This is a genomic window from Planomicrobium okeanokoites (assembly GCF_003428875.1).
GTDB classification, from domain to species: domain Bacteria; phylum Bacillota; class Bacilli; order Bacillales_A; family Planococcaceae; genus Planococcus; species Planococcus okeanokoites.
This window is the reverse complement of record NZ_QQRS01000004.1, coordinates 1-22,579: the sequence shown is the minus strand read 5'-3', so window position 1 is coordinate 22,579 and position 22,579 is coordinate 1. Positions and strand designations below refer to the sequence as shown.

Below are 22,579 nucleotides of genomic sequence, written 5' to 3'. Positions count from 1 at the left end.
CGCTGAGAAGGTAAATGAAGGAATGGCACCGATATCTCAAATTATGATCCTGACCCCTTGATCAAGAGAACTGGAAGATTTACAAAAGTGCAATTTTGTAATGAAAATGAAAAGTTTAAAAGCTTGAAAAGATGGTATTATATACATAGACACAGAAAAGTCAACTATTTACCTGTTTAGATGAATCTTTTCAGGAGTTACATACGTTATTATAAATGAATGACTACGGAGAGGTGATATGGATGGCGAAGGAAGTAGAGGTTCGCAATATTGTTTCAAATTTATCGAAACTTGGAATCCAAGCAAAAATCACTAAATCACGCACCGAATTACTGAAAGCACTTGCATTACCACAACCCCCAAGAGCTCAATCTGAAATGTAAAACTCCGACGCTTTTGCGTCGGAGTTTTTCAGGCTGTCGAGAAACCGACACTTCTCAACTCATTATGCTTTAGGCGGACGCGTTCCGCGGGGAGCGGCCTGAGCCTTCTTACTCGCTTTGCTCGCTCCGGGGTCTCAGGACACGCTCTGGTTCCCGCAGGAAAGACATTGGCCGAAGCTTGCGAGGACAAGTCTTTGCGACGAAGCAGCACAGCGATGCAGGAGCACATCTTTGCCCTTCGCCGCCTGGCGCTTCATTTTTGTTTTGTCTGAACTGAAGGGTCATCTTCTTCAGATACTAAAAGTAAAAGACTTTTCTATTGTAGAAAGCGAATTGAGATATGGAGCAAAACAGCGAAGACTCCCGGTGGACCAAGTGAAGTGCTGAGATCCACTCGGGCGAAGTGGAACGAGACCAAGTTAGCTCAGTGCGAGCCCACCGGAAAGCGAAGCTGTTTTGCGGAACATCGAAGTTAAAAATTTTGTCTTTCTCAACAAGCTTAAAAACTCCGACGCGAGCAGCGTCGGAGTTTTTATTGGTCTTCTTTATCGTTGCCGAACATATATGTTTTGTGGTGGAACTTCATGCTGAAGACAATTCCGATCGCGAGCATATTCCCGATCAGTGAACTTCCCCCGTAGCTGATGAATGGCAACGGGATACCAGTAATTGGCAATAATTGGATTGTCATCCCTATGTTTTGGAATACGTGGAACGTCACCATGGCGATAATCCCTGCGCAGACATAAGTGCTGAACGTATCCTTCAGTTGAAGTGTGATTTTTGTCAGATGATAAATCAGCATAAAGAACAGGATGATGACAGCGCTGGCGCCGATAAATCCGAAATCCTCGGAAATTACGGTAAAGATGAAGTCGGTATGATTTTCCGGCACATAAACTTCGCGCCCCTGGTAACCTTTTCCGAAAACTTCGCCGGATCCGATGGCATTCATAGCTGCTATCAGGTTATATCCTTCACCGTCCGCGTAAGAGTATGGGTCAAGCCAGGTGTAGATGCGGGCAAAGGCATACCGCTGGATGCCGAATGTATTGGTTAAAAATTCCTGCATATTGAGGGTCATCCACAATAAAGTTGCACCGATAACAGCGACTCCGCCGAAACTCGGCAGGATGATTTTCCATGATATACCTGCGACGACAATAATTGCGAGCGTAATCGCGATAAACACGAGAGCTGTACCCATATCGGGCTGTTGAAGGATGAAGGCGAGCGGAACCATAAGGAAAAAACCTATTTTCCCCAATAAAAATAAATCAGTTTTAATTGTTTTCAAAGCGTTATTCTCATGATGCGCTGAAATCATTTTGGCCAAAGCCAATATATAGAAGGTTTTCATGAACTCGGCCGGCTGTATATTGACAAAAGGGGTATGGAACCAGGCTTTCGCGCCGTTGACCGGTTCGCCGATCTGGCCCGGACCTGCCGGTGCAAGCATCAAGAGGATCAGTAAAAGAATACCGAAGCCGTAGAGGTAATAAGCCATTTTCTTATACTGTTCCGGATCGAAATACATGAGGACACCGATCATGCCGATGGAAATAATATAGAATAAACCTTGTCTTGGCACAAAATTAACAGCGTATTGGCCTGAAGTCTGCGCGGAAGAGATCGCAATCAGGCTGACAATGAAAAAAAGGAATAATATGAAAGCGAGCGACCAGTCGATCCGGTCGGCAAAGCTTTTATTTGTCTGCATTTAGATTCACCTGTACTTTTTTATTATTGAGAGTCGATTTACATTATAACTTATTCTTACAGTTTATGCGCATTACAAAAGTAATGACGCCGCTCGAGCTTAGATGTTTCATATTTAATATGACTGCCCGTATAATGAGGGAAGAATGGAGTGAAGGAAATGGTGAAGAAAGTGAATAATACAGAACATTATGTTCAGCATCTTTACATCTATCTAAACGATGCTGACCAATTTGCCTTGTTCAGTGGCCTGACCTTCGCCCAGTTTATGAATGCTGTCCGGATGCCCAAGAATCTGCTGTTGCTGAAGCACTCGTATCAGGATGCTTCCTATAATATGCACACTCAAATGGAGTTTGCTTCTCAGGAGGAATTTCCGGAACTGCGCAAGTCCCGGGCCGCTAAAACAGGTGAATTCTGCTGGATTGATTTCCGCAGTGAGAAACAAGTCAATTCTCTGACCCCGCAGGAACAGGCCGAACTCCTATATATAGGCCATAAGAAAGAACCGATGCGGCCGCCTTTTTACTCAACTTTATTGAATGATTTCGTATACTTATCGAGTGAAGATGAGCAGACCACCAAAATCTATTTCCGAAACATGGAGCGTCTGAACGAATTGGTCGGCAATTACTTTATCCAATCGATTCGGCGCGAAGATCACGGCCAGAATTTCTGGCGGCGGAAATCGAAAGATATGATTCCTGAATTGCCGGTGGATATCCTGAAGGAAATGAAGGGGTATTACCGCGAAGGGATCCTGATTTCCCTGGCTGATCCTGAAAAAACCAAGAACACGGTGGAATTGCATATCCGTCAAATAGAAGAGGTCTCTTTTATGGATGATTTCTGGACGGACATCAGTGAATACACCAAGCAGAAGATTGAACGGAAAGTGGTTTATGACCGTAAACTGAAACAGTGGAAGTAAAAGTAATGCCTGGTGCTGCCGATCGATATCGGCAGCTTTTTCAATTTGCTGAAGTGTAATTTCTTTCGATACATGCAGGTAAAAATTTTTCGTCTAATCCTGTTCGTGATAAACTAGAGCATATTGGAAAACGAAATGAGGTTTATTGGGATGAAAAAAAGAATCGGTTTATTATATGGTGGAAAATCAGCAGAACATGAAGTTTCCCTTTCAACGGCACAGGCGGTAACGAAAGCCTTGAATTTTGAAAAATACGAAGTCTATCCGGTTTACATTACACAGGAAGGGGAATGGCGTAAAGGCGCTTCTCTTGAAGGACCGGCAGGAAGCATCGAGCAATTGCAGCTCGAACAAGGCGGCTCGGCACCTAACGACATCTCCGGTTTTCTTCCGGCGGAACCTGAAAAAGGCCTTGATGTCATCATTCCGCTGCTTCACGGACCAAATGGCGAAGACGGAACAGTGCAAGGCATGCTCGAAGTGATGAACCTTCCATATGTTGGAAATGGTGTACTGGCTTCTTCTGCCGGCATGGATAAAGTGGTGATGAAGCAATTATTCGAGATCGCTGGTTTGAAACAAACGCCTTACGTGTATTTTATAAGAAGAGAGTGGAAAAACGGCCAGGCGGCATTAGTAAAAAAAATCACGTCTGAACTGGAATGGCCAGTATTCGTAAAACCGGCCAATCTGGGATCGAGCGTAGGCATCAACAAAGCTGAAACCGAAGAGGAACTGATTGCGGCAATAGACGAAGCTTTGAAATTCGACCGTAAAATCGTCGTTGAGCAAGGAGTCGTTGCACGCGAAATTGAAATCGGCGTACTGGGCAATGATGCACCGGAATGTTCAGTTGCCGGTGAGATCAAGCCATTAAAAGCATTCTACGATTACCAGGCGAAATATAAAGACGGCAATACGGCGATGATCATCCCGGCCGAACTTCCGGAAGAAGTCTATGCACAATTGGTGGCTTCGGCGAAGAAGGCATTCAAGATACTGGATTGTTCGGGTCTTGTGCGTGCAGACTTCTTTGTGACTGCGGACAACGAGATTCTGATCAATGAAGTCAACACCCTTCCGGGATTCACGCCTTTCAGCATGTTTCCGTTATTGTGGGAAAACACCGGTCTGGCGTATCCGGATTTAATTGAAAAGCTGATCGAACTTGCAATAGAACGCTATGAGGAAAAACAATTACTACAAGTAAAAATGGATTGAGTGGAGAAACCTAATGAAAAAGAAGATAGAACAAGTAGCCAAATGGCTGGATGTTAAAACAAATTTAAAAGGCATTGAAATCACCGGCGTTTCGATCAACACACGGACGCTTAAAAAAGGCGATCTTTTTGTGCCGTTCCGCGGCGAAAAAGTCAATGGCCATCAATATGTACGCCATGCGATCGAAGCTGGCGCATCTGCGGCTCTATGGCAGCGCGATGAACCTTCTCCTCCGGACGACCTGCCGATTCTGATCGTCGATGATTGTCAAAAAGCGCTGCAGGAAATGGCGCGGGCGTACCGTGACGAATTGCCTGTGACAGTGATCGGGATTACTGGATCGAACGGCAAAACTTCGACTAAGGATCTGGTGGCAAGCGTGCTGAAGCCTTATTTCAAAGTGCAGAAAACCCAAGGTAATTTCAATAATGAACTGGGCTTGCCGCTTACGATACTGTCCCTTGAAGAAGATACGAAATTCGCTGTCCTTGAAATGGGGATGAGCGGATATGGGCAAATCGAGTTCTTGTCGGAATTGGCGCGTCCTGACTATGCGGTCATCACTAATATTGGTGAAGCGCATATGCAGGACCTGGGTTCCCGAGAAGGAATCGCCCAGGCGAAATTCGAAATTACAGCCGGCCTTGAAACGCACGGCAAATTATTCTATGACGGTGATGAGCCGCTGCTGAAACCTTTTGTCGAGAATTTCCCGCAAGCTGTTTCATTCGGCTTTGATGATAATAATGAATTGACAGTGACGGATATACGGGCGACGGAGAACGGCAGCACATTCATGGTGAGCGGCATTATTGACGCGACATTCACCATTCCGGTTCTCGGAGACCACCAGGTGAAAAATACATTATCGGCAATTTTGATAGCGCTCGAGGCAGGATTGACGGAGGAAGATATCCGAAAGTCTCTGAAAGATGCCGCGCTGACTGATATGCGCATGCAGATGGTTCCCGCGAAAGACGGAGCCACTTTCATCAACGACGCCTATAACGCCGCGCCCTCTTCCATGAAAGCGGCATTGAACTTCATCCGCGAAACAACGATGAAAGACGATAAGTGGGTCGTACTTGGAGACATGCTTGAACTCGGCGACCAGGAACAGGAATACCATGAAGCGATCGCCAAGTCCATCAATTCGGAGATCAATGGCGTCTGCTTATATGGTCCGCGTATGGAATGGCTTTACACCAAACTTCAGGATACGTTTGAAGGGAAGCTGATTTGGAGCAAAGATGATTATCAGCCGATTATCGATTTTCTCGACAAATCGATATCCGCGAAATCCGTCATTTTAGTAAAAGGATCGCGTGGCATGGCTCTCGAAAATATTATCGACCCCTTTATCGAAACTGATTGAAAGAAGGAAGCACTTTGAAAATCGGAGTATTGATGATCCATGGTTTTACTGGGGGCCCTTTCGAAGTGCAGCCGTTTGCTGATTATATAGAAGAAAAGACGGATTGGATGGTAAAAATTCCGACTTTGCCTGGCCACGGAGAGACTCTCGATCTCCGCAATAAGACTGCGGAGTCGTGGATGATGGCTGCTGAACTGGCTTTAAAGGAATTGAAGAAGCAGACCGACAAAGTGATGATTGTCGGTTTTTCGATGGGCGGCCTTATTGCCATGTACTTGGCGATGCGCTATAAAATCGAGAAGATCGTTTTATTGAGCGCAGCCGTAAAGTACATCAGCGCGGGCCAAATGCTTGAGGAAATCAGGCTGGCAGCTGCGGATGCCGTAAAAGGCCAGATTGCACAGAATCCGTTATTTCATTTATATGAATATAAATTATTGAATACCCCGGTAAGCTCGGCTTTCGAATTTTTGCGCGTAGTGAAGATGGTCGAACCTTACTACGACAAACTGACGCTGCCGGTTTGCATTGTTCAGGGAAAAAAAGACGGCATCGTGCCCCTGAGCGCCGCTGAACATATTTACAATCAAATCGGTTCTGTGGAAAAGGAGATTTACCATTCCGATAACGGCAAGCACCTCATATGCTACAGTGACGATTGTGAAGAATGGTTTGCCCATGTTTTGGCTTTTATGGCAAAAGAACATGAATAAACTGATTAATGGAACCTTTGCGTATTGATTGCAAGTGCCTATGAAGCGTGTTATTCTATTTAGAGCAATGGATACATTTTTGAAACACTCTTCCCTGTGAAGAGTATTTTTTTGAGCAAAACGGTTTGTTCTATATTTTGGGCATGAAACACCCGCCGATCAGACCGCTCGGCAAAGCCCGAGCTTTTTCTGTTCACACATCCCTCTGAACTTAAAACTACAGAGTATGATTTTCGACGTGAAACTTCCTCATAAAGGCTCGACCTTGTCACGAATTCATCTAAAATGTGTACCATTTGTAAATAAGATGAAGACAAAAGGAGATTGAAAAAATTTGGTTAAATTTTCAGAGTTAAATATCAGCGAAACAACTTTAAAGTCCGTAAGACGCATGGGGTTTGAAGAAGCAACACCAATCCAGGAAGGTACGATCCGTCTTGGTATGGAAGGCAAGGACATCATCGGCCAGGCACAGACAGGTACTGGTAAAACAACTGCCTTCGGTATTCCGTTGATCGAAAAGATCGACACTAAAGATGGTAACGTACAGGGATTGATCATTGCGCCAACTCGTGAACTTGCTATTCAGGTTTCTGAAGAGCTTTACAGACTCGGACAGGACAAAAACGTACGTATTCTTTCCGTTTATGGCGGACAGGAAATCGGACGTCAAATCCGCGCGCTTAAAAACCGCCCGCAAATTATCGTTGGTACGCCAGGACGTCTTTTGGACCATATCAACCGCCGCACGCTGAAATTGGACAATGTCAACACATTGATCCTTGACGAAGCTGACGAAATGTTGAACATGGGCTTCATCGAAGACATCCAGACAATCATGTCAAGTGTTCCTGAAACACGCCAGACATTATTGTTCTCAGCAACTATGCCGGATGCAATCCGCCGCATTGCTGAGAAATTCATGAAAACACCGGAAATCGTTAAGATCAAATCAAAAGAAATGACAGTTGAAAACATCGAGCAATTCTATGTTAAATCTGTTGAACGCGAAAAATTCGACGTTCTTTCACGCCTTTTGAATGTGCAGCAACCGGAACTTGCAATCATCTTCGGCCGTACTAAACGCCGTGTTGATGAGTTGGCGAAAGCTTTGAATATCCGCGGCTATGTAGCTGAAGGAATTCACGGCGATTTGAGCCAAGCGAAACGTATGTCTGTATTGAAGCAATTCAAAGCAGGAAAAGTCGATATTCTGGTTGCAACTGATGTAGCAGCCCGCGGACTTGATATCTCAGGCGTATCACACGTATACAACTTTGATATTCCTCAAGATCCGGAAAGCTATGTTCACCGTATCGGCCGTACTGGCCGTGCAGGTAAAAAAGGAGTCGCGGTCACGTTCGTAACACCACGTGAAATGGGCTACTTGAGCATCGTTGAACGCACGACTAAGAAGAAAATGGAAGCATTGGTTCCACCGACTGCTGATGAAGCCGTACTTGGCCAAAAGCGTGTCGCTATGGAACAATTGATTGAAATGACAGACAAGAACAATCTTGGAGACTACCGTGATTTCGCGACGCAAATGCTTGAAAAGCATGATGCAGTTGACTTGATCGCAGCAGCTCTTAAAACTTTGACGAAAGAACCGGAAGATGTTCCAGTTTCTATTTCTGAAGAGCGTCCATTGCCATCACGCGGTGGCGGAGGCTACAAAGGAAAAGGCGGACGCAGCAGCGGAGGCGGCGGTTATAAAGGCAACCGTTCTTCAGGCTCAGGCCGTCCGGCAAGCCGCGGCGCAAGCTCAGGCGCTAGCCGCCGCCGTGAAGGCGGATCTGGCGGATCTGGCGGAGGACGTCCAGGACGCACTCGCCGTCACGAATCTTAAGATCAACTTTTCAAATAGCCCGTCAGCAGGAAACTGCTGGCGGGCTATTTTTTACGTTGTCACAGCAAAGAGTTTGGCGGAAAATAAAACCTCCCGAATCTTTCCCGCTATTGAAACGTATAGAAGAATATGAAAGACTGTGAATAAGAAGAATGGAATGGGGAATCGGATATGAATAATCAGCCTAAAAACAGGATTTCAAGAAAAGGGCTAACGGTTTGGCGGCTTTATGGAATAATGGAAACCGCTGTTCTGGCATTATTGGCAGGTGGTGCCGCGGCACTCACTTATTTCTTTGAATGGCCGGTGTGGCTTTATGCTGCTTATGGCGGCGCGCTCCTGTTATTCGCTTTTTTGCTGATATACCTATTTCCGAAAATCCGTTGGCAGCGCTGGCGTTATGAAGTGCGGGAACAGGAAATCGAATTGCAGCATGGCCTTTTTATCGTTACACGCACTTTAGTTCCGATGGTGCGCGTGCAGCATGTGGACACGGAGCAGGGACCGATTTTACGGCGATATGACTTGGCTGAAATTTCCATTTCCACAGCTGCAACCACACATACGATTCCAGCTTTGATTACGGCTGAAGCCGATGAGCTGCGGGGAATGATTTCGGCTTTGGCAAGGGTGGCGGAAGATGATGTCTGATACTCGCTATAAACTTCATCCGGTTTCCGCTTTTATCAATTTCATGAAAAGCCTGAAGGAATTAATCATTCCGTTCATCGTGATTTTTGGTGTCAATATTTTCAGGGACGGCGGCATGAGCGCCATGTTCAGTCAGGGATGGATCGGTCTGCTGCCTCTTTTGATCGGGCTGGTAGTTGTATTATTCTCGCTGATTATCGGGATCATCAAGTGGAAGAGATTTGTCTATTGGTTTGAAGACGGGGAATTGCGCATCGAATATGGTCTTTTTGTGAAGAAGAAGAGGTACATACCATTTGAACGGATTCAAAGCCTGAATTATACAGAAGGAATTTTCCACCGGCCGTTCAATCTCGTGAAGGTCCGCGTTGAAACTGCGGGATCCGGCAAAATCGGTGAGGCGGAAGCGGAACTCACGGCAATCAACCGTGAAGATGCGGATCGCATCGAAAAGGAAATGGAGCATGCTAAACATCGGGGTGTACCCACTATGGGCCCGCATGAAGCGGTTGAAGAATCCGTGGAAGAAACCGGTGAGGCGAAAAAAGAAGTGAAGACTCTTTACCGCATGTCGATGAAAGAGTTATTGATTCTTGCGACCACTTCAGGTGGAATAGGCGTCGTGATTTCAGCTGTGGCTGTTTTTTTATCGCAGTTCAGCGATTTGATCCCTTATGAAACAATCTATGAAGAAGTGATGCTGTTTCTGCGTTTCGGTTATCTTATCGCAGCTCTGGCGGTGTTCGCCGGACTTCTGGTCGCCTGGATCATTTCCGTGATCCTGACCGTGCTGGCGAATTATCAATTCACCATCCAGGTGGATGACGACCACATTTACATTACAAGAGGCCTCCTTGAGAAGAAGAAAATCTCAGTGCCTTTCAAGCGCATCCAAGGAATAAAAGTTTCAAGAAATCCGCTGCGGGAATTATTTGGCTACGCTGTGGTGACAGTTGAAAGTGCAGGAGGGTCGATGGGCGGAAAAGATGAAAAGATCCGCTTGTTCCCGCTAGTCAAACAAGCCCGCATGCTGCCGATTTTGGCGGAGTTATTCCCTGATATGCAATTTCAGCCTGAACTGACGAAAGCGCCAAAACGAAGCGTCCATTTTTACTATCGGCTTGATTTTCTATGGCTGCTGCCGGTGATCGGCCTCATGAGTTACTTCTTTTTCCCGTACGGGCTGCTGTCGCTGCTGATTGTGCCGCCGGTTATTGCAATTGGCGTTTGGCAGCACCGCACAACAGGTTATGCGCTCACGGGCCGGCAATTGACGATGGAGTTCCGGGGCTTCAGCAAGCATACATTCTACGTATGGAAAAAAAGAGTGCAGGCGGTCAATGTGCTGCAAACATATTTTCAGCGGAAGAAAGATCTCGCCTCCATCCAGGCGACGATCAAATCCGGAATGCTTGGCTATTCAGCCCGCATCAATTATATGGAGAAAGATGATGCCACCCGCATTCTCGACTGGTATCATCCATTGCCGATTTCAGTTAAACAAAAAGGTCAGCCGGAATGATTCCAGCTGACCTTTTATCTTTTTGTCTATCTTTTATTTTTCCAGCTGACTATCCGTTTAGGATGGAAGAATCCAAGTCCGATCAGGAATCCGGTGATCATACCGGCTATGTGCGCCGTAACATTGATGTTCGGCGTTAGGAACGTCATGATGACACTGATGACCAGAATCGGCAGAATGATCTGCTTTAATTGCGGCAGTGCGCGGCCGCCGTAATACAATAATGCGCCGTAAGCTCCGAACACGCCGAAGATCGCTCCGCTGGCGCCGACATGCAGATAATCAAGCGGCTGAAGGAAGTATGTTGCAACAGTCGCAAATAGGCCAGCCAGCCCATAGACTGTGATGAAGCGGACTTTGCCCGTCAATCGCTCAAGCTCCGGTCCGAACAGGAACAGCGAGAACATATTGAACAGCAAGTGCATCAGGCCGCCGTGCAAGAACATCGGCGTGATGAAGCGCCACCATTCACCTTCTGCGATCAATCGGTTGTAACCGACGCCGTAATTGAAGATAGTAGGGCCGAGAATAGGAATCCATGATAAAATATGTATCAAAACATTAATCGCGATCAATGTGGATACAACAGGATATAAGCGTAAATACTCTGAAAAACTTTCTCTGCGAATAAACATTTCGTCACCTCTGTTTCATACTGAATATTATACCTTTTTCCTGTTTATGATTGAAAGGAGAAGCATCTATGATTACTGGAATCGGCTTGGATATTGTCGAACTCGGTCGCATCAGGCGGCTGGACGGCAAGTCCGCGAAATTTCGTGAACGCGTTTTGACGGACAACGAATTGGTGGAATATGAACTTTTGTCTGTCAACAGGAAAACAGAATTCCTTGCCGGACGTTTTGCTGCAAAAGAAGCTTTCGGAAAAGCGAAAGGGACAGGAATCGGTAAAAATTGTTCTTTCAAGGACATTGAGATAAGAAAAGACTTGAATGGCAAGCCTTCCGTTTATTTTAAAGATCAAGAAGAAGGTTTGATTTCCATTACCCATACGAAAGAATACGCGGCAGCGCAAATCCTGCTGCAGTCAAAGATACAGGCGGAGGAAAAAGATGGAGACCAACTATAGACCGACAAAAGCGATAATTGATTTAACGGCAATCGACCATAATCTGCGTAATTTAAAAGAGCGGGCGAACGGTGCAGCCCTGATGGCTGTCGTCAAAGCGGATGCTTATGGCCACGGCGTGCTGGAAGTTGCGCGCCAGGCATTGAAGAGCGGTGCTTCCATGCTTGCTGTGGCAACACCGGACGAAGCACTATATCTGCGGCAAAATCATATCGACGCCGAACTTCTGGTGCTGGGCGCATCGCCGGTGAATTTCATTGAAGCGGCGATAAAGCACGATGTGAACCTGACTGCCTATTCAATGGAATGGCTCAACGCAGCCGCACAGGAGCTTGGAGCGATTATCGGCAGCAGTCCGCTGAAAATCCACTTGAAATTTGATACAGGAATGCGGCGGATCGGTATTCAGCCGGAAGAGGCTGAAGCGGCTTTTGAATTTGTCGGGGGGCATCCGTTTGAAGTGGAAGGGCTGTATACCCATTTCGCCACGGCAGATGAAGCTGAGAATCCTTTATTTCTGAAACAGGTCGAAAGGATTAATGCGATTAAAGAAAAATGGAATGGCGGCAACTTGATTTTTCACGTTTCAAACAGTGCCGCGGCAATCATGCACCCGGAATTGGCATACGATGCCGTGCGAATCGGTATTTCTATGTACGGAATTGCCCCGTCAGGCTTTGTGAAACATGAAATGCCCTTCGAATTGAAGCAGGCGATGAGCCTGGAGACGGAAATCGTCCATGTGAAGAAAGTGATGAAAGGTGAAACACTCAGTTACGGCGCAACTTACACCTGCCCTGAAGATGAGTGGATTGGCACTTTGCCGATCGGCTATGCGGATGGGCTGATCCGTGGCCTTCAAGGACAGGAAGTGCTGGTGGACGGCAAGCGTATGCCGATAGTTGGGCGCATTTGCATGGATCAATGCATGATCAGACTGACCGGCGAATTTCCTGTGGGAGAAAAAGTGCAGCTGCTCGGTTCCCAAAAAGGCAACGCAATTCTAATAGATGAATGGGCGGAAAAATTAGGGACAATTCCTTATGAAATCCCCTGTATCCTGACAAAACGGGTGCCCAGACTCTATATTGGGGTATAAAGAACTTCTAGAATTGTCTTTCCTTAAGGCATCAGGGATGTTAAGATTATAGAATAGAAATATAGAACAGAGAGAACAACGGTATTCCGGAGGTGTCAGCTGTGTACGAGAGATCCAAGACAAAAGAGGTAGTCGTGAAACTGCCGAAACAATTGATTTCAGAACTTACTACACATTCAGATGAACGGGTTCAGGAAGACGGAGATTATATTTACGTTTCCACTCAGCGTGTCATGAAAAACATGTATGATTCAAATCATATTCGGGAAGCAATGATCAAGGGCTACGTCGAGATGTCACAGATCAATCTTTCGATTTCCTGTGAATGTTCTCATGCGGAGTACGAAGCGGAGCATATGACCGTGCGACTCGTAAGCGGAGGGTGACAACTTGATTGTAAAACGCGGAGACGTTTTTTTTGCTGAATTATCACCAGTGGTCGGGTCAGAGCAGGGTGGCACCCGGCCGGTGCTGGTAATACAAAATGATATAGGAAACCGGTTCAGTCCGACCGTCATCATAGCGGCGATTACAGCTCAGATCCAAAAAGCCAAACTTCCTACCCATGTGGAAATCGATGCCAAGAAATATGGCTTCGAGCGGGACTCGGTGATATTGCTTGAGCAATTGCGGACGATCGACAAATCCCGGCTGACGGATAAAATTACCCAACTTGATGAAGCATTGATGGAAAAAGTGGATGAAGCATTAGAAATCAGTGTTGGACTTGTTAAGTTCTAAGTATACATACACCATGAAAGCATCCGAAGAGTCCTATTCTTCGGATGTTTTTTGCAATATCGCCTGCTCAAAACCGGTCTGGGATATAAAAAAGATGTGCAAAATGCATATTTCCGATACAATAAAAGATAGAGAACTTTAAAATAGAAGAGTTGGCAGTGCAGGGGAACTTAAAAGAGAGTTGCAAGAGTCCAAGGAGGATCCTTAAAAACATGAATAAGCAAATGGCAAGATATATTCAAGAGAACATGACTGAAATTATTTCCAACTGGCAAGAAATGATGAAAAACGAAAAAGGCGAGCGTTCATTCGAAGTGATGCCTGCGGAATTGATGGATCAAACAAGCCGTGAATTTGCAGAACTGATGACGTCCAATCTATTGGAGAGCCACCAGGCATACGAAAGCCGCTTAAATGATTTTGCAGAAAAAGTTGTCCGTTATGGCTGGTCGATCACATTCGTCACTAAAGCGATCAATCACTTCGGTGAAATTGTTTTTGCTGGAATGGAAAGAGACGGTGTTATCAATAGCGACAATCTGCGCGCTTTTGCAGAAGAGTTCAATAAGTGGATCACACCTATCCGCGACAGCACCATCGATACATATTCGAAAACTTGGGAACGTACAGTAAGCCTTCAGAAGATTGCTTTACAGGAACTTTCCGCTTCATTGATTCCGGTTTTTGATAAAGTTTCGGTTATGCCGCTTGTAGGGACAATTGATACGGAACGGGCCCGCCTCATCATGGAGAATCTTCTGGAGGGTGTAGTTAAGCATCGGGCAGAAGTGATTCTGCTTGATATCACCGGTGTACCTGTAGTTGATACAATGGTTGCCCACCATATTATTCAGGCTGCTGACGCTGTCCGCTTGGTCGGAGCGAAATGTATGCTGGTCGGCATTCGCCCGGAAATCGCCCAAACGATTGTTACACTGGGCATTAATCTGAATGAGTTCACCACAACGAGCACATTGCAGCGCGGCGTTGAACAAGCTTTGGCTTGGACAAATCGAAAAATTGTGGAGGTTGATGAAGTATGAATGTCCGTATACCGATATTAAAACTGAGAGATACGCTGATTGTTTCCATTCAATGGGAATTGGACGATCAGACTGCCATACAGTTCCAGGAAGATTTACTGACTAAATTACATGAAACAAGTGCCCGTGGTGTAGTGATCGATTTGACTTCAATTGATTTCATCGATTCCTTCATCGCTAAAGTTTTGGGAGACGTCATCAGCATGTCAAGCCTAATGGGAGCGCGAGTTGTTATAACAGGTATCCAGCCGGCAGTTGCTATCACTTTGATCGAATTAGGAATTCGACTTGAAGATGTCATGACAGCATTGGATTTAGAAAACGGTTTGGATAAACTTCAATTGGAATTGGAGGCTTAAAGATGAGCAACCAATCCTCAGTGGAAATTCAAACAGAATGGGATATTGTAGCCGCCAGACAACTTGGCCGCAATGTAGCTAAAGAGTTGGGTTTCGGCACAGTAGACCAGGCTCGTATCACCACGGCAATCAGCGAGCTTGCCCGTAACATCTATTTATATGCTGGCCAGGGAAGAATCGAGATTCAGCGCCTGACAGAAAACGGCATCAATGGCATCTTGATCATTGCGGCTGACAACGGACCTGGGATACCGGACATCCGTAAAGTGATGGAAGATGGCTTTTCAACTTCCGGAGGCCTTGGAGCCGGGCTGCCAGGTGTCAAAAGATTGATGGATGATTTTAAGATAGAAACAACCCTAGGTGAAGGGACAGATATAAGAGCTACCAAGTGGCTTCGATAGGGGGAATTCTTAATGGTTCAAAAAATCGGCAGTCAATACAAGGAAATATTGAACCAATATATGCAGCGCCAGTCCGAGCAGAACCTTTACGTCGGGCAGAATTTCAGCCGTCAGCTTATTTCTGAAAATACATCTCCTGAAGATGTCATCAGTATGCATAAAGCGGCAATGCAGGAATTATATGAAGATATGCCAGAAACTGTCTGGCATTCTTTTGATTTCCTGATTGAGATGATGATCAATTACGGGTTAGCTCTTCAGGAACGGCAAAGCTTATTGCAGAAACAGGAAGAGTTGCGCGTGGAAATGGATTTGGCCGCCAATGTCCAGGAAACTTTATTGTCAACGACAATGCCGTCTCTGGATGGTCTGGATATAGGCCTCCTTTCTGTTCCGCTGCGCAAAATGAACGGAGACTACATATATTTCATCAGTGGCGGTGAAGGGCACGCCGGAATTGCGGTTGCCGATGTAATCGGTAAAGGCCTCCCGGCTGCTCTATGCATGTCCATGGTGAAATTCGGGATGGACAGTCTGAACGATTCAACAGCGTTTCCAAGCGAAGTGTTGAGTACCATCAACCGGATTGTTGAAAAGAGCGTCGACGATTTCATGTTCGTTTCCATGTTCTATGGAAGATATGAAGCGGAAACTGGCGTATTGACTTATGGTTCAGCCGGTCACGAACCAGCGATGATTTATCGTGCCGAAACCGGTGAATTTGAAGAGCTGACAGTGAAAGGTTTATTGCTTGGTGTTTCGCCGATGGCATCTTATGAAGAAAAAGAAGTGAAACTGGATAAAAATGATATGGTCGTCATAATGACTGATGGAGTTACAGAAGGACGGACAGCTGAAGGGTTTATCGACCGCCAGGTAATCAACGAACTGATCCTGCGCAAAAAAGATGAATCTGCCCAAACGATTGTCCAATTTGTCTATGATGAACTGGTTCGCATGCAAAATGCAGAATTGAGCGATGACTTTACATTAGTTATTTACAAAAAAGTCTGATTGTATGTTTAACCGCCACAGCAATGTGGTAAACAAACTTACAGTGGCTTTTTTAATTTTTGTTTATTTTAAATTTACGTTAATCATAGAAAAACGGGGTGTCAAAAGATGAATATTCAAGTTGATTTGCAAGAGTCAGATAAAGTCCTTAAGGGATATGTCCGTGGAGAAATTGATGCGCATACTGCGCCGGTTCTGCGCGAGAAATTGGAACCATACCAAAATATAGAATCACTGAATGCCGAATTGGATCTTTCAGATGTCGATTATATGGATAGTACAGGATTGGGAGTTTTTGTAGCTTTTTATAAATCAGTCAACTCGCAGGGCGGACATTTGAAATTGAGTGGTTTGTCAGCCCGCTTAAAACGGCTTTTCGATATTACAGGCTTAGGTGATATTATGGATATCGAATCAGCTGGAAAAGGTGGTATTTAACATGCGTCCTTTTGATTATGTTGAAATGCGTGTCCCTGCCAAATCACAATACGTCGGTGTTGCAAGATTGACTATCTCGGGACTGGCCAGCCGCATCGGCTTTTCCTACGATGATATCGAAGATTTGAAAATTGCTTCAAGTGAAGCTGTTACGAATGCTGTCCAACACGCTTACAGCGGTGATGAAGACGGTGAAGTTGTAATTGGCTGCGCTCTTTACGGAGATAAAATTGAAATTATGGTAGCGGATCACGGACAAAGCTTCAACTTTGAAGAAACCAAAGCGAAAGTGGGTCCATACCACGATCAGGCTGAAGGGGATTTTCTTCGTGAAGGAGGACTTGGCCTGTATTTGATCGAAACATTAATGGATGAAGTGAAAGTCCATCATCAGGAAGGCGTAACAGTCTTCATGACAAAGTATGTTGGAGGAGAGCAGGTGGAAGAGGATGTCGAAACGATCTCATCCTAATCAGCCTACCAAAGAACAGGTATTGGAATGGATTGAGGCTTATCAGAAAAATGAAGACGAGGAAGCCCAGACACATCTTGTAAATAATTACAAAAGACTTGTGGAATCCATTGCGCGCAAATACTCGAATGGTAAATCTTACCACGAGGACATAGCGCAAGTGGGCATGCTGGGGCTTCTGGGTGCTATCAGAAGATATGACCCTTCATTTGGCCGCAGTTTTGAAGCGTTTGCTGTCCCGACTATTATCGGTGAAATCAAACGATTCCTGCGCGATAAGACCTGGGCGATTCATGTGCCTCGGAGAATCAAGGAATTAGGGCCGCGAATCAAAGCGACTGTAGAAGTATTGACGAGTGAGCTCCAGCGTTCCCCGCAAGTTTGGGAAATTGCAGAATATCTTGATGTCGAAGAGGACGACGTACTTGAAGCGATGGAAATGGGAAAAAGCTATCAAGCTCTGTCCATGGACCATTCCTTGGAGGCCGATTCAGACGGAAGCACCGTTACTTTATTTGACGTTGTCGGACAAGAAGACGATGGGTATGAAAAAGCGGATCAGCGCATGTTGGTGGCCAATGCGATGAATGTGCTTTCCGAACGCGAGAAGCAAATCATCCAGTACACCTACATAGAGCAGCTGAGCCAAAAAGAGACCGGCGATAAACTGGGTATCTCGCAAATGCATGTTTCTCGCCTGCAGCGCAAGGCCATCAAGAAATTACAGGAAGCCATATTAGCGGCGGGTGGAGTTTCGTAGTGGAAAAAATTCGTCACAAGTTTATTGACGCCTGTATCTTCAATGAAGCAAAAAAAGGTAATTTTGAATCCGGGGACAGCTATCACACAGTCTTAACCGATGATTACTTTATTTGCTCAGTAGCCGATGGTCTAGGGAGTGGGCCTATTGCGAGAGAATCTTCGCAGGTCATCCCGCAAATTCTGAGAGAACATCACCACGAATCGATAGACAGTCTGATGAACCGTTTTAATGATTTGATGGTGCAAAAAAGAGGCGCAGCGGTTGCCATCTTTAAAGTGGACTTTAAGAGCAAGACCCTTGAGTACAGCTGCGTCGGGAATATCCGGTTCTATCTTTACCGAAAAGGGACAGATGAAATGATCTATCCGCTCCCGGTAATGGGGTATCTTTCCGGACGTCCCCAAAAATTGCACACACAGCTCTACACTTATGTGGAAGATGACTTATTCCTCATCCACTCGGATGGTGTGGAATTGCGCAATCCGAAAAGTTTGATGCGCCGTTCAGGATTCCCTGAACAATTGTATTACGATATTCTCGCCACCATTCAAACCGGTGACGACGCGACATTCATAACAGGAAGCCTGCTCAAATGAGTGGGCTTCTTTTTTGTGTGGTAAAATAGAGTGGAAATAAAGGAGAGTGTTTTGATGGAATCACAACAAATCCAAAGCCTGATCGCTAAAGAGACAGATGTGCGCCCCAATCAGGTGGCACAGGTTATCGCTTTGATCGAAGACGGCAATACCGTCCCGTTCATCGCCCGTTACCGCAAAGAAGCGACGGGTTCACTTGATGAAGTTCAGATTAAAGCGATTGATGACCGTTATACTTATATACAAAATCTTGAACAACGAAAAATAGAAATCATCCGTTCGATCACTGAACAGGAAAAATTGACTCCGGAGCTTGAGAAGGAGATTCAGGAGGCAACGGTTCTTCAACGAGTGGAGGATCTGTATCGCCCTTATAAACAAAAACGCCGGACAAAAGCAATCATTGCAAAAGAAAAAGGTTTGCAGCCGCTAGCTGACTGGCTTTTCGAAGGAGGCAATGGCGACGTCCTGAAAAAAGCTTCCGAATTCATCAGCGAAGAAGTGGCGGATGCCGAAGAAGCACTTCAAGGAGCACAAGATATTTTGGCCGAACTTTTCGCGGATGATGCGGATATTCGGGAGAAAATCCGGTATATGACGAGAAAAGATGGAATGATCGCTACTGCCGTCAAAAAAGACCATGACGATGAAAAACAGGTTTTTGAAATGTACTATGAATACGAAGAAGCTATCCAAAAAATCGTACCTCACCGTATTTTGGCGATCAATCGCGGCGAAAAGGAGAATGTACTGAAAGTCGCGATCAATCCGCCGGCTGACCGGATCATCACTTTGATGAAGAGGAAATGGATCACAGGTTCAGGAAATACCGTGCCTTACTTGGAACAAGCGATTGAAGACAGCTATAAACGGCTGATCCAACCGTCCGTAGAGCGCGAAATCAGAAATGAACTCAGTGAAAAAGGCGAAACGCAGGCAATTCATATCTTTTCCGAAAACCTGCGTAATCTTTTATTGCAGCCGCCAATGAAAAACAAAATGGTATTAGGGGTGGACCCTGCATACCGGACTGGCTGTAAATTAGCCGTAATTGACGAAACTGGTAAATTACTGGAAGTTGCTGTTATTTACCCTCATGCGCCGAAAAATGACCAGGCAGGTGCGAAAAAGACTATGAAACGCCTAACTGACAAGTATCCGATTGAGATTATGGCTATCGGAAACGGCACGGCTTCGAGGGAGACGGAACAATTCGTGGCGGATTTCATTTCTGGAAGCGCTGCTGACATCTCTTATGTCATCGTAAACGAAGCGGGTGCCAGTGTTTATTCCGCATCGGATATCGCACGAGCCGAGTTTCCGGATCTTCAAGTAGAAGAACGGAGTGCCGCGTCAATTGCCCGCCGATTGCAGGATCCATTATCGGAACTGGTGAAAATCGATCCCAAAGCAGTAGGCGTGGGGCAGTATCAGCACGACGTTTCTCAAAAGAAATTGGCTGACCAATTGACATTTGTTGTAGAAACAGCGGTAAACCAAGTTGGGGTCAATGTGAATTCAGCCTCTTCTTCATTGCTTCAGTATGTAGCCGGTTTAAGTAAGACGGTGGCTGAAAACGTCATTAAAGTGCGTGATGAAAACGGGCGCTTTACTTCACGCGTCCAATTGAAGAAAATTCCGCGCCTCGGTGCCAAAACTTATGAACAGGCAATCGGTTTCCTGAGAATTCCGGAAGGGAAGAATCCGTTGGATGCTACAGGCATACATCCCGAAAGTTATGCGGTAGCTGAAAAACTGCTGGAAATGGTCGACGCCGATAAAAAAGACGTCGGTAAGCCTGAGACTGCTGAAAAGCTGGATGGTTTGGATGTAAAAGAGCTTGCAGAGAAACTGGAAGTCGGCGAAATCACATTACAGGATATATTGGATGCGTTAAAAAAACCATTCCGTGATCCGCGCGATGAATTCCCGCAGCCACTATTGAAAAGTGACATTTTGAAGATGGAAGACTTGCTGCCGGGGATGGAGCTTCAGGGAACCGTCCGCAATGTCGTCGATTTCGGGGCGTTTGTAGACATCGGCGTGAAACAGGATGGGCTCGTCCACATCTCGAAACTGAAAAAAGGTTTTGTGAAACACCCGCTTGAAGTCGTCGCTGTAGGCGATATCGTGACTGCTTGGGTGGAAAAAGTGGAAAAAGACAAAGGGCGCATCGCTTTGACGATGCTTCAGCCGAAAGAACAGATTTAACTAGATGGCCGTTCTGCAATTCGGGACGGCCATTTTCTATAATAATGAAACAGGGGAATCCGAATGACTGATTACGAACTGACAGGATTAATAGAGGAAATCTCTGAAACGATATTCAAGAAGCCATTCATCCACAAAGGTATTTTCAATTCCAGACTTCGCACTACGGGCGGCCGCTATATGCTTCGCTCGCATAATATCGAAATCAATCCAAGCTCATATGAGAAATTCGGTTATAAAGAGCTGGAAGGGATTATCAAGCACGAGCTTTGTCATTATCATCTTCATTTGGAAGGGAAAGGCTATAAGCACCGCGACGCAGATTTCCGGAATCTTTTAAAGCTGACCGGCTCACCGAGATTTTGTTCGCACATTGAACAGAATGGCAAACGCCAGACGGCAAAGCGTTATATTTATCAATGCGTTTCGTGCCAGACCGACTATATCCGCAAGATCCGGATGAATACCGAGAAGTATCGCTGCGGCAGATGTTCGGGAAAGCTGGCTATGAAATAATCCTTTGATAAAAATACATGTGATTGGTTTCGGGAATTTTTCAATCTTGTAAGCTGGAAAAATTCCTCGAAGATATTTTAGCCGATTCTCAAGAAGGTCCTCGAAGTTGGGGATCTTCTTTTTCGTTGCGGCATTTAATATGCCGGGAATTTAAATATAAAATTATTTGTTGAAAAGTAGTTGACGATTCTCTCGGCGCTCTTTATAATAGAAAAAGTCGACAAGTACTTAAAACATTATTCCGAAGTAGCTCAGTGGTAGAGCACCGCACTGTTAATGCGATGGTCGTAGGTTCGAGTCCTACCTTCGGAGCCAGAATGGCCCCTTGGTCAAGCGGTTAAGACACCGCCCTTTCACGGCGGTAACACGGGTTCGAATCCCGTAGGGGTCACCATTATTATTTCTTAGAAATTTATACATAATGAATTATCTTTGAATAACATATTTCATTTCTTCAAGCATTAAGTTGCGTACAGTGTTATACTGATTAGACGTCGTAGAAATACGAGAGAGACATTGTAAATATTATTATCGCGGGGTAGAGCAACGAACCGCACGAAGACGGTGAGTAACACCGAAGCAGGCGAAGCCGATGCAGGTGTCAACTACCGGAACATCGAGTATGAAAGTACTCACTATATACTATTATCGCGGGGTAGAGCAGTTCGGTAGCTCGTCGGGCTCATAACCCGGAGGTCGCAGGTTCAAATCCTGCCCCCGCAACCAAATGGTCCCGTGGTGTAGCGGTTAACATGCCTGCCTGTCACGCAGGAGATCGCCGGTTCGATCCCGGTCGGGACCGCCATTTTTATTGGGGTATAGCCAAGCGGTAAGGCAACGGGTTTTGATCCCGTCATGCCCTGGTTCGAATCCAGGTACCCCAGCCATTTTTATTTATATAGAATAAAGAAGATGAATATATTGCCGATTGATCCTCGAAGGTTATTGTTGACTTAAGGTCGACGAATGGTTATAATATAATTTGTCTCTAAAATAATATGCGGTCGTGGCGGAATGGCAGACGCGCTAGGTTGAGGGCCTAGTGGGAGAAATCCCGTGGAAGTTCGACTCTTCTCGGCCGCACCATAGCGTATTCCGATTGCGCCCGTAGCTCAATTGGATAGAGTACTTGACTACGAATCAAGCGGTTAGAGGTTCGAGTCCTCTCGGGCGCGCCAATCTTTTTCTTCTATATAATACAAACTTTATGCGGGTGTAGTTTAGTGGTAAAACCTCAGCCTTCCAAGCTGATGATGAGGGTTCGATTCCCTTCACCCGCTCCATAATTTTTAACTTTGAATTTTGAACCTTGAAAACTGAACAGCAAAACGTCAATAAACAATCTACTGATCAGCACTTGTGCAGATCAAAGCGAATCGTGCGTTCTTCGGAACGGCGATGCGCCAGCAGTATTGAGCAATCAACTACTTCTATAATGGAGAGTTTGATCCTGGCTCAGGACGAACGCT

General features: G+C 45.6%; 24 protein-coding genes and 8 tRNA genes. 30 read left to right on the top strand and 2 right to left on the bottom strand.

Annotated elements, in window-relative coordinates; genetic code table 11:
* Positions 1 to 242: 242 nt before the first annotated feature.
* On the top strand, positions 243 to 383 hold the full coding sequence (locus tag D2910_RS16910; protein ID WP_165850170.1) for an Lmo0850 family protein: 141 nt from the start codon (positions 243 to 245) through the stop codon (positions 381 to 383).
* Positions 384 to 915: 532 nt separating this feature from the next.
* On the opposite strand, the gene D2910_RS10025 is transcribed toward D2910_RS16910, so the two are convergent.
* Positions 916 to 2,103: an FtsW/RodA/SpoVE family cell cycle protein gene (locus tag D2910_RS10025; RefSeq protein WP_084243038.1), complete on the bottom strand. Its 1,188-nt coding sequence runs from the start codon at positions 2,101 to 2,103 to the stop codon at positions 916 to 918.
* 159 nt (positions 2,104 to 2,262) lie between these two features.
* Between D2910_RS10025 and D2910_RS10020 the strand changes: the two genes are divergently transcribed.
* The 7 genes from D2910_RS10020 to D2910_RS09990 all read left to right on the top strand — a co-directional run bounded on the left by D2910_RS10020 (position 2,263) and on the right by D2910_RS09990 (position 10,364).
* The gene (locus tag D2910_RS10020; RefSeq protein WP_117313414.1) at positions 2,263 to 3,033 is read left to right on the top strand and encodes a hypothetical protein; all 771 of its coding nucleotides are present in this window, start codon (positions 2,263 to 2,265) and stop codon (positions 3,031 to 3,033) included.
* A gap of 150 nt (positions 3,034 to 3,183) precedes the next feature.
* On the top strand, positions 3,184 to 4,254 hold the full coding sequence (locus D2910_RS10015) for a D-alanine--D-alanine ligase (protein WP_117313413.1): 1,071 nt from the start codon (positions 3,184 to 3,186) through the stop codon (positions 4,252 to 4,254).
* A 13-nt stretch (positions 4,255 to 4,267) separates the two neighbouring features.
* Positions 4,268 to 5,629 carry a UDP-N-acetylmuramoyl-tripeptide--D-alanyl-D-alanine ligase gene (locus tag D2910_RS10010; protein ID WP_117313412.1) on the top strand — a complete coding sequence of 454 codons (1,362 nt, stop codon included), beginning with the start codon at positions 4,268 to 4,270 and terminating at the stop codon, positions 5,627 to 5,629.
* A gap of 14 nt (positions 5,630 to 5,643) precedes the next feature.
* Positions 5,644 to 6,342, top strand: coding sequence for an alpha/beta hydrolase (locus D2910_RS10005; protein ID WP_117313411.1), 699 nt, complete (start codon positions 5,644 to 5,646; stop codon positions 6,340 to 6,342).
* A 334-nt stretch (positions 6,343 to 6,676) separates the two neighbouring features.
* Positions 6,677 to 8,191 (top strand): degradosome RNA helicase CshA, encoded by a 1,515-nt coding sequence (gene cshA / locus D2910_RS10000; RefSeq protein ID WP_117313410.1) that lies wholly within the window; start codon positions 6,677 to 6,679, stop codon positions 8,189 to 8,191.
* Positions 8,192 to 8,362: 171 nt separating this feature from the next.
* The gene (locus D2910_RS09995) at positions 8,363 to 8,842 is read left to right on the top strand and encodes a PH domain-containing protein (RefSeq protein ID WP_117313409.1); all 480 of its coding nucleotides are present in this window, start codon (positions 8,363 to 8,365) and stop codon (positions 8,840 to 8,842) included.
* On the top strand, positions 8,835 to 10,364 hold the full coding sequence (locus D2910_RS09990; protein ID WP_117313633.1) for a PH domain-containing protein: 1,530 nt from the start codon (positions 8,835 to 8,837) through the stop codon (positions 10,362 to 10,364). The genes D2910_RS09995 and D2910_RS09990 overlap by 8 nt, the downstream gene beginning before the upstream one ends.
* A gap of 26 nt (positions 10,365 to 10,390) precedes the next feature.
* Here D2910_RS09990 and D2910_RS09985 read toward each other — a convergent pair whose 3' ends face one another.
* Positions 10,391 to 10,999: a rhomboid family intramembrane serine protease gene (locus D2910_RS09985; RefSeq protein ID WP_084243032.1), complete on the bottom strand. Its 609-nt coding sequence runs from the start codon at positions 10,997 to 10,999 to the stop codon at positions 10,391 to 10,393.
* A gap of 68 nt (positions 11,000 to 11,067) precedes the next feature.
* On the opposite strand from D2910_RS09985, the gene acpS reads away from it, so the two are divergent.
* The 22 genes from acpS (at position 11,068) to D2910_RS09875 (ending at position 22,393) form a co-directional block, all read left to right on the top strand.
* The gene (gene acpS / locus D2910_RS09980; RefSeq protein WP_117313408.1) at positions 11,068 to 11,454 is read left to right on the top strand and encodes a holo-ACP synthase; all 387 of its coding nucleotides are present in this window, start codon (positions 11,068 to 11,070) and stop codon (positions 11,452 to 11,454) included.
* A complete protein-coding gene (alr, locus tag D2910_RS09975; protein ID WP_117313407.1) occupies positions 11,438 to 12,553 on the top strand; it encodes an alanine racemase in 1,116 nt (371 codons plus the stop codon). The genes acpS and alr overlap by 17 nt, the downstream gene beginning before the upstream one ends.
* Before the next feature lie 101 nt (positions 12,554 to 12,654).
* Positions 12,655 to 12,939 carry a transcriptional regulator gene (locus D2910_RS09970; protein WP_084243029.1) on the top strand — a complete coding sequence of 95 codons (285 nt, stop codon included), beginning with the start codon at positions 12,655 to 12,657 and terminating at the stop codon, positions 12,937 to 12,939.
* Between the two features lie 4 nt (positions 12,940 to 12,943).
* Positions 12,944 to 13,294, top strand: a complete 351-nt coding sequence (locus D2910_RS09965) for a type II toxin-antitoxin system PemK/MazF family toxin (protein WP_033543552.1) — start codon at positions 12,944 to 12,946, stop codon at positions 13,292 to 13,294.
* 212 nt (positions 13,295 to 13,506) lie between these two features.
* A complete protein-coding gene (locus tag D2910_RS09960; protein ID WP_084243028.1) occupies positions 13,507 to 14,337 on the top strand; it encodes an RsbT co-antagonist protein RsbRA in 831 nt (276 codons plus the stop codon).
* Positions 14,334 to 14,696, top strand: coding sequence for an STAS domain-containing protein (locus D2910_RS09955; protein ID WP_071152217.1), 363 nt, complete (start codon positions 14,334 to 14,336; stop codon positions 14,694 to 14,696). Before D2910_RS09960 ends, D2910_RS09955 begins: the two co-directional genes overlap by 4 nt.
* Before the next feature lie 2 nt (positions 14,697 to 14,698).
* The gene (locus D2910_RS09950) at positions 14,699 to 15,100 is read left to right on the top strand and encodes an anti-sigma regulatory factor (protein ID WP_084243027.1); all 402 of its coding nucleotides are present in this window, start codon (positions 14,699 to 14,701) and stop codon (positions 15,098 to 15,100) included.
* A 12-nt stretch (positions 15,101 to 15,112) separates the two neighbouring features.
* The gene (locus D2910_RS09945) at positions 15,113 to 16,114 is read left to right on the top strand and encodes a PP2C family protein-serine/threonine phosphatase (protein ID WP_084243026.1); all 1,002 of its coding nucleotides are present in this window, start codon (positions 15,113 to 15,115) and stop codon (positions 16,112 to 16,114) included.
* A 108-nt stretch (positions 16,115 to 16,222) separates the two neighbouring features.
* On the top strand, positions 16,223 to 16,552 hold the full coding sequence (locus D2910_RS09940) for an anti-sigma factor antagonist (protein ID WP_084243392.1): 330 nt from the start codon (positions 16,223 to 16,225) through the stop codon (positions 16,550 to 16,552).
* Between the two features lies 1 nt (position 16,553).
* On the top strand, positions 16,554 to 17,024 hold the full coding sequence (gene rsbW, locus D2910_RS09935; protein ID WP_084243025.1) for an anti-sigma B factor RsbW: 471 nt from the start codon (positions 16,554 to 16,556) through the stop codon (positions 17,022 to 17,024).
* Positions 17,002 to 17,784, top strand: a complete 783-nt coding sequence (gene sigB, locus D2910_RS09930) for an RNA polymerase sigma factor SigB (protein WP_084243024.1) — start codon at positions 17,002 to 17,004, stop codon at positions 17,782 to 17,784. The genes rsbW and sigB overlap by 23 nt, the downstream gene beginning before the upstream one ends.
* Positions 17,784 to 18,383: a PP2C family serine/threonine-protein phosphatase gene (locus D2910_RS09925; RefSeq protein ID WP_084243023.1), complete on the top strand. Its 600-nt coding sequence runs from the start codon at positions 17,784 to 17,786 to the stop codon at positions 18,381 to 18,383. Before sigB ends, D2910_RS09925 begins: the two co-directional genes overlap by 1 nt.
* A 54-nt stretch (positions 18,384 to 18,437) precedes the next feature.
* The gene (locus D2910_RS09920; RefSeq protein ID WP_117313406.1) at positions 18,438 to 20,594 is read left to right on the top strand and encodes a Tex family protein; all 2,157 of its coding nucleotides are present in this window, start codon (positions 18,438 to 18,440) and stop codon (positions 20,592 to 20,594) included.
* A gap of 63 nt (positions 20,595 to 20,657) precedes the next feature.
* Positions 20,658 to 21,110 carry a SprT family protein gene (locus D2910_RS09915; RefSeq protein WP_084243021.1) on the top strand — a complete coding sequence of 151 codons (453 nt, stop codon included), beginning with the start codon at positions 20,658 to 20,660 and terminating at the stop codon, positions 21,108 to 21,110.
* A gap of 240 nt (positions 21,111 to 21,350) precedes the next feature.
* Positions 21,351 to 21,425: transfer RNA gene (locus tag D2910_RS09910), tRNA-Asn, on the top strand.
* Between the two features lie 4 nt (positions 21,426 to 21,429).
* A tRNA-Glu gene (locus D2910_RS09905) sits at positions 21,430 to 21,504 on the top strand.
* 255 nt (positions 21,505 to 21,759) lie between these two features.
* Positions 21,760 to 21,836 (top strand) — tRNA-Met (locus D2910_RS09900).
* A 3-nt stretch (positions 21,837 to 21,839) separates the two neighbouring features.
* A tRNA-Asp gene (locus D2910_RS09895) sits at positions 21,840 to 21,915 on the top strand.
* A 7-nt stretch (positions 21,916 to 21,922) separates the two neighbouring features.
* Positions 21,923 to 21,997: transfer RNA gene (locus tag D2910_RS09890), tRNA-Gln, on the top strand.
* Between the two features lie 113 nt (positions 21,998 to 22,110).
* Positions 22,111 to 22,196: transfer RNA gene (locus D2910_RS09885), tRNA-Leu, on the top strand.
* A gap of 15 nt (positions 22,197 to 22,211) precedes the next feature.
* Positions 22,212 to 22,288 (top strand) — tRNA-Arg (locus D2910_RS09880).
* A 31-nt stretch (positions 22,289 to 22,319) separates the two neighbouring features.
* Positions 22,320 to 22,393: transfer RNA gene (locus tag D2910_RS09875), tRNA-Gly, on the top strand.
* Positions 22,394 to 22,579: the final 186 nt, after the last annotated feature.